Raw genomic sequence first — 6,292 nt, forward strand, 5'->3', positions numbered from 1 at the left:
GGTCTCGACAGGCTCGACCGCCTGGGGCGGCGTGGTCTCGACATGCTCGACCGCCGGGGGCGGCGTGGTCTCGACAAGCTCGACCACCGGGGGCGTGGGGGTCTCGACAAGCTCGACCACCGAAGCAACCTAGGCTCGACAAGCTCGAGCAGGACGAGGGTGGTCAGCCTTTGATCAGCCGCATCGTCTGGTGCGAGAGCAGCCGGTTGACCGCAGGCAGGCGGGAGATGGTGCCGACGAGGAGTGCTTCGTACGCCTCGAGGTCGGAGACCTGGACGCGCAGGTAGTAGTCGGGCTGGCCGAGCATGCGGCGCATGTCGGTGACCTCGGGGATGGCGACGGCGGCGGTCTCGAAGTCCTCGATGGTCTTGCCGTCGTTGACGGCGATGTCGACGGCGACGATGACCTCGAAGCCGCGTCCGCCGCTCTTCGGGTCGATCCTGGCGTGGTAGCCCTTGATCACGCCGGCGCGCTCCAACCGTTGGACGCGGCGCAGGCACGGGGCCGGGGTGAGCCCGACCCGTCTGGCCAGCTCGGTGTTGCTCAGCCGAGCGTCGTCTTCGAGCTCGGCAATGATTGCTCGATCCAGGTCGTCAATCGAATGATCATTGCTCATAACCACAGTTTAGCCTCCATGATCAGCAACCCATGCGCGTTCGAACTTTCCTAGACTTGCGGCATGCAGGTGATTGAGTCCGAGGCGGTGCTCCCGCAGCGCGAAGAGACGAGAGCCGAGGCGAGGACCGAGATCGCCGCGGGTTGGCGCACCGTGTCGGCGGCCTGTGTCGCCGTGGTGCCGTTGGGCCTCGCTCTCGGCGTACTTGTGGTGCAGTCGGGGCTCGCCTGGTGGTGGGCACCGGTGCTCGGCGCGGTCGTCTTCGCGGGTTCCATGGAGTTCCTGCTGGTCGGCCTGCTGGCGGCGTCGGCCCCGCTGGCACAGATCGCGGTGAGCACGCTGCTGGTGAACTTCCGGCACGTCTTCTATGCGATCTCCTTCCCGCTCCATCGGGTGCCCGGCGGCTGGTGGAAGGCGTACAGCACCTTCGCCCTGACCGATGAGGCGTACGCGATCACCGCGACGCCGGAGTCGGCCGGATGGTCGCGGACGAGGATCGTCAGCATCCAGGCGTTCTTCCATGTGGCGTGGGTGCTCTGCGTCGCCGCCGGCGCTGGGATGGGTTCGCTGATCCCGCCGCAGGTCGTCGGTCTCGACTTCGCTGTGACCGCGTTGTTCGTGGTGCTGGGGATCGAGGCGTACAAGGTCCGCAGGTCTGTGCCGATGCCGGCTCTCGCCCTGGGCTGCGCGATCGTCGCGGCGCTGATCTCGCCGGCGAACATGCTGCTGATCGCGATGGGGATGTTCGGTGCCGCGCTCGTCTGCTCGTACGCCGTCTCGGTGCGGATGAGTCGCCGTGCCTGATCCCTGGTACGTCCTGTCCGGCGTCGCGGTCTCCGCGGCCGTCACCTGGGCGCTGCGCGCAGCTCCGTTCGCGATGCTGGCTCCTCTGCGGCACAGCGCCCTGCTGGCCTACATCGGTGAGCGGATGCCTGTCGGAGTCATGGTCATCCTCGCCGCCTACACCGTCCGGGACACCGACCCCGCTGCCTTGGCGTCCATCGGCCCCACCGTCCTCGCCCTCGCGGTCACGATCGTCCTGCAGCTGTGGCGAGGCGCCATGACCCTGAGCATCTTCGCCGGGACGGCGGTCTATGTCGCCGTCACCTCGGTCATGGGGCTCTAGGCCGTACGCTGGGCAGGGCCCACCGTCAGTCAGCTCCTCCGTGGGGCTGAGTCGCGAGAACGAGGAGTACGCACATGTCAGACCAGCCGATCCCCGCCCCGATCGCTGCGTTCGTCGAAGCGGTCAACCGACACGACGAGGCCGCGTTTCTCAACGCCTTCACCGAGGGTGGGTCCGTCGACGACTGGGGCCGCATCTTCACCGGGCGCGACCAGATCAAGGGTTGGAGCGACAAGGAGTTCATCGGTGCGCAGGGCACCCTCGCCGTCGAGGACGTCGACGCCTCGGACGGCACGGTCACCATCGTCGGTGACTGGCGCTCCACCCACGCCAACGGTCGCTCGAAGTTCGTCTTCGACGTCGACGGCGACCGCCTCACCCGGATGACCATCCGCGAAGGCTGACCCCATCACTCTGGCCCCATCACTCTGGCCCGATCACTCCGGCCCGTCCGGCGGTGCACGTGCCGCGGCCTAGGACCGGACGTTGATGCGGCCGAGCTCCTGAGTCGATCGGGTGAGTGCGACGTAGAGCCGGTTCCAGCCGCGGGGCTCGGCCGCGATGCCCGCCGGGTCGATCACGAGCGTGGCGTCCCACTCCAGGCCCTTGGACTGGGTCGCGCTGATCACTGGCAGGCCCGCCAGGGCCGTGCTCAGGGCGGGTACCCGTGCGGCCGGGGCGACGATGCCGACGGTGCCGCCGGCCCAGCGTTCGGTCAGCTCCTGGAACGCCCGGATGGCCTCGGCGTTCAGGTCCGCCTCGTCGACGTCGCGCTCCCACGGGTCGATCCCTGAGAACCGGACGGCACGGGGTGGTTCGTTGAGGCTTCCGGCCTTCCGCAGGACGGGCCCGGTCAGCGCCATGACCTCCGCGGGCGTGCGGTAGCCGATGGTCAGCTCGGCCTGTGTCCAGCGTTCGCCGAACACCGCGTCGACCGCTCGGGCCCAGGTCGTGTGGTGGTGCGGGGTCTCTGCCTGGTCGATGTCCCCGACCGCTGTGATCGACAGCTGCGGCGTACGTCGGGCCACCATGTGCCACTGCATCTCGGAGAGCTCCTGAGCCTCGTCGACGATGACGTGACCGTAGATCCAGTCCCGCCGTGACGCGGCCCGTTCGGCGAGGAACTCCTCTGAGACCGGATGGATCACGGTGTCTCCGAGCAGATCAGCCATGGCGTCGAGCAGCGGGATGTCGCTGCTCGACCAACCGGTCGTCCTGGCCGACACCGCTTCCCGCTCGGCGCCGCTCAGCTCCGGGGCGAACTGGCGTAGGGACGCGTCGTCCCCCAAGAAGCGCCGCAGCTCCACCTCGGCGTCGAGGATCGGCCACACAGTACGGGTGGTCGAGCCGACCAGCGGGTCCTCGGCGATCTTCTCGCGCAGCCTGTCGAGCTCCGCATCGGTGAGCACGCCGTCGGCCTCGCTGCCTTCGTCGCCGCCTCGGACCTCCGGAAAGTCCACCCGCTGGTGGACGATGTCCTCCAGACCGTCATCTACCCGGGCGAAGAGCTCCTCGCTGCGATCGGCGACGGCCTGGACGAGCCGCTCGCGCAGCTGGTCGGCGAACACGATGCCCGCGCCGTGATAGGTGCGCCCCGAGATCGCGGCGGCGATGAGACGAGCGACGGTCGCGGACGGAATGCCATATCGCTCGCCCTGCCAGACGAACTCGACGGGCACGGCCTCGGGCGTGAGCGACGCGACGTACCGGGTCAGAGCCTGTTGCCAGAGCGCTCGGCCCTTGACCTCCTCCGTCGACCGCGGATCCTCGGCGGTGACCGTGATCCCCGGAACGAGCGCATCGGGGATCGCCGCCACGATCGCGGTCTCGCCCAACGCCGGGAGGACCTGAGCGATGTAGTCCAAGAAGCGACGCGACGGCCCGAGCGTCAGGACTCCTTGGGCGGCGAGCTGTGGGTTGGCGAAGAGCAGGTACGCAGCGCGATGAAGTGCCACCACGGTCTTGCCCGTGCCCGGGCCGCCCTGAACCACGAGCGGCCCCTTCGCCTCGGCTCGGACCACCTCGTCCTGTTCCCGCTGCAGTGTCGCCGCGGCAGTGGTCATCTGGCCCGTACGTCGTTCGCCGAGGGCAGCGAACAGCGCGCCCTCGCCGACCAACCCGCTCGCGTTCGCCACGTCCAGCGGCTCGTCGTCGACGCCGGTGACCGCGCGCCCCTCGACGCGAATGTGTCTGCGGTGCGCCTGGCCCAGAGGCTCGACCGGTGTGGCGAGGTAGAAGGGACGAGCGGCCTCCGCGCGCCAGTCGAGAACCAGAGGATCGTCATCGTCGGTGGCGCCGGGGACGCCGATCCGTCCGACGCGGCGAACTGTCCCGTCCACGGAGTCGAGTCGTCCGAAGATCAGGCCGTTCTCCGCGCGCCGCAGCTCGGCCCGCTGCCGGGACAGGCCCCGGTGGCGAGCCTGCTCGACCACATCCTGTGCCGGCGCCGCGAGCTCTGTCTCCAAGGACCGGATGACGTCGGCGCGACGCTCGTGCGCGCCGTCGAGATAGGCCTGCTCCTCGGCAATCGCATCGTCGCGTACGGCGGCACTGTCGTCCTGCGTCGCAGTGGTCTCGTTGGTCACCGGGTCCCCTTTGAATGGCTGAACTAATGGGCCTATCGCCTGGCCATGTCGCCGACTGACTTCGGCTCCGCCAACTGAGCAATTTCGCCAGTCAACCAGCAGTTCGCTCGGGACAAAAGTGCTCGGATTTCGCTTGCAGATCGGTCAAGAAAATGCCCTTGAAACACTGTTTGCGCCGTCACCACCTGGGCTCCTGCGAACGGGGTTAACGTGACCACATGATGGTCGAGAACAAAGCCAGAAAGTCCCGCCAGCGAGGCGATGGGCGGAACCGGTTCGAGCACTTCGTGGAGATGGTCACCTCTGTGGTCAGCCATGCTCCCTTCTTCTACGTGATCGTGGGAGCTCTGCTGTTGTGGGCGGTGAGCTTTCCTCTCTGGTCCTCGAGCACCAAGTGGGAGCTGGCCGTGCACACGGGTTCCTCGGTCCTCTCGCTGCTTCTCCTGGTGCTGCTCCAGAACGCTGGGCGACGCTCGGAGGAGGCTTCCCAGGAGAAGCTCAATGTCATCGCCGCGGCCCTCTCCGACCTGATGGAGTCCCGGGCCCGCGACGACGAGGACCTCGCCGAGTCGGTACGCATCCTGCGCGACGCCGTGGGGCTCGAGGAGCGGCACTGACCACGAGCCAGTGGTCATCGCCTCAATTTCGCCCCCGGTCCGCCGCCATGGCACGCACTGGGCGGCGTTGCCCCCGCTCGAAAGACCCCGGTATGCCTTCGCAGGGGCGCCTTGCCCAGCACGCACCCTGACGACGGACCAGGGACGAACTATCGGCTCAGACCACTAGCCTCGACGTTTCGTGAGTGAGCCCGAGCCGTTCGGTTCGGGCTCACCTGGTCGTGAGGTCAGGTGGGCGTGAAGGATCCCCGGCGCTGTGTCGCCGGTTCTCCTGTTCCTGGTCGTGGCTCACGCCCAGCGGTCGGCGAGGGTGCGGATGACGTTGAGATTGCGGTTGGTGCTGATCGCGATGTGACGCTCCACGACGGCGTTGGTGATCTTCGTCTGGTGGAAGCTCTCGGTGAGCAGGTGCACGGCACGGCCGATGACGTAGACCCGCTCGCCCTCGCCGGCCCGGGCGACCAGCGCCTCCCGCGAGCCGGAGTCGCTGTGGTCCTTGCACAGGAACACGAACTGCTTGCCCTCGTGACCCATCCCGACCGCCGCGGCGTCGTTGACGATCACCTTCAGCTCGGCGGGCGTGGTGCAGATCGTCGGCACCTCGAAGAAGCGGTCGGCCGCGAAGGCCTCCTCCAGGATCGCCTCCATCTCGGCCCGGTCGCCGACCGGGTGGTCGAAGCGTACGTTGCCTGTGTTGATGTAGGTCTCGACGTCCGTTCCGCCCGCTCGCACGACCGCGGCGATGATCGCCTGCTTCGGGAACTTCCGGGTCGCGCCGAGGTTGATGGCGCGCAGGAACGCGATCCAGGTGTGCCGCTCCGTTGTCATTCTCAGATAGTCTCGACCCGCTCACCGCGCCGCAACCCCCAACCCTGGATCACATCGATGCCTTCACAGCAGCTGCTCCCCCCGGCGGCACCGACCGCCTCGGGCTCCGCTTCGGCGAAGACCCTGGACCTGTCCAGCGACCTGGTCGTGTATGCGGCCCGTCTCATGCGTCTCGTGCGTCGTACGCTCGACCTGCCGGCCAGCGTGCGGGTCCTCACGATCCTCGACGCCATCGGACCGCTCGGCATCACCGACCTCGCCCGCGCGGACGGCTGCTCGCAGCCGACCATGTCGGCCCAGATCGCCCAGCTCGTCGACAGCGGCCTGGTCACCAAGGAGCCCAACCCCGCCGATGCGCGGGCGAGCCTGGTCGCGCTCACCGACGCCGGCCGCGCCGACCTGGCCGACGTACGCGACCGCATCTCCCGCCTCATCGCCGAGCGCCTCGAGTCCCACAACCGCACCCAGGCCGAGCTCGAGTCCGCCGTGGCCGTCCTGCGGGACCTGGTCGAGGGCGAGA

8 protein-coding genes are annotated in these 6,292 nt (G+C 68.4%); 5 read left to right on the plus strand and 3 right to left on the minus strand.

Annotated elements, in window-relative coordinates; all coding sequences use genetic code 11:
* Window positions 1-163: 163 nt before the first annotated feature.
* Window positions 164-616, minus strand: a complete 453-nt coding sequence (locus ACRDPS_RS25890) for an Lrp/AsnC family transcriptional regulator (protein WP_431504544.1) — start codon at window positions 614-616, stop codon at window positions 164-166.
* 63 nt (window positions 617-679) lie between these two features.
* Between ACRDPS_RS25890 and ACRDPS_RS25895 the strand changes: the two genes are divergently transcribed.
* The 3 genes from ACRDPS_RS25895 to ACRDPS_RS25905 all read left to right on the plus strand — a co-directional run bounded on the left by ACRDPS_RS25895 (window position 680) and on the right by ACRDPS_RS25905 (window position 2,146).
* Window positions 680-1,420 carry an AzlC family ABC transporter permease gene (locus ACRDPS_RS25895; protein ID WP_431504545.1) on the plus strand — a complete coding sequence of 247 codons (741 nt, stop codon included), beginning with the start codon at window positions 680-682 and terminating at the stop codon, window positions 1,418-1,420.
* The gene (locus tag ACRDPS_RS25900; protein WP_431504546.1) at window positions 1,413-1,742 is read left to right on the plus strand and encodes a branched-chain amino acid transporter permease; all 330 of its coding nucleotides are present in this window, start codon (window positions 1,413-1,415) and stop codon (window positions 1,740-1,742) included. The genes ACRDPS_RS25895 and ACRDPS_RS25900 overlap by 8 nt, the downstream gene beginning before the upstream one ends.
* A gap of 74 nt (window positions 1,743-1,816) precedes the next feature.
* Entirely contained in the window at window positions 1,817-2,146 is a 330-nt protein-coding gene (locus ACRDPS_RS25905; protein WP_431504547.1) for a nuclear transport factor 2 family protein, read from the plus strand.
* 69 nt (window positions 2,147-2,215) lie between these two features.
* Here the strand turns inward: ACRDPS_RS25905 and ACRDPS_RS25910 are convergent, their stop codons facing one another.
* Window positions 2,216-4,327, minus strand: a complete 2,112-nt coding sequence (locus ACRDPS_RS25910; protein ID WP_431504548.1) for a HelD family protein — start codon at window positions 4,325-4,327, stop codon at window positions 2,216-2,218.
* Window positions 4,328-4,545: 218 nt separating this feature from the next.
* On the opposite strand from ACRDPS_RS25910, the gene ACRDPS_RS25915 reads away from it, so the two are divergent.
* Window positions 4,546-4,944, plus strand: coding sequence for a low affinity iron permease family protein (locus ACRDPS_RS25915; protein WP_431504549.1), 399 nt, complete (start codon window positions 4,546-4,548; stop codon window positions 4,942-4,944).
* Between the two features lie 288 nt (window positions 4,945-5,232).
* Here the strand turns inward: ACRDPS_RS25915 and ACRDPS_RS25920 are convergent, their stop codons facing one another.
* Window positions 5,233-5,772 carry a DUF1697 domain-containing protein gene (locus ACRDPS_RS25920; RefSeq protein ID WP_431504550.1) on the minus strand — a complete coding sequence of 180 codons (540 nt, stop codon included), beginning with the start codon at window positions 5,770-5,772 and terminating at the stop codon, window positions 5,233-5,235.
* A gap of 57 nt (window positions 5,773-5,829) precedes the next feature.
* On the opposite strand from ACRDPS_RS25920, the gene ACRDPS_RS25925 reads away from it, so the two are divergent.
* A partial coding sequence (locus tag ACRDPS_RS25925; RefSeq protein ID WP_431504551.1) for a MarR family winged helix-turn-helix transcriptional regulator occupies window positions 5,830-6,292 on the plus strand: 463 nt, incomplete at its 3' end.

It is taken from the genome of Nocardioides sp. (assembly GCF_050699375.1).
Classification (GTDB): Bacteria; Actinomycetota; Actinomycetes; order Propionibacteriales; family Nocardioidaceae; genus Nocardioides.

Coding starts and splice junctions, on each gene's coding strand:
- ACRDPS_RS25890 (WP_431504544.1), bottom strand. CDS start 616: ATGAGCAATGATCATTCGATTGACGACCTGGATCGAGCAATCATTGCC.
- ACRDPS_RS25895 (WP_431504545.1), top strand. CDS start 680: ATGCAGGTGATTGAGTCCGAGGCGGTGCTCCCGCAGCGCGAAGAGACG.
- ACRDPS_RS25905 (WP_431504547.1), top strand. CDS start 1,817: ATGTCAGACCAGCCGATCCCCGCCCCGATCGCTGCGTTCGTCGAAGCG.
- ACRDPS_RS25915 (WP_431504549.1), top strand. CDS start 4,546: ATGATGGTCGAGAACAAAGCCAGAAAGTCCCGCCAGCGAGGCGATGGG.
- ACRDPS_RS25920 (WP_431504550.1), bottom strand. CDS start 5,772: ATGACAACGGAGCGGCACACCTGGATCGCGTTCCTGCGCGCCATCAAC.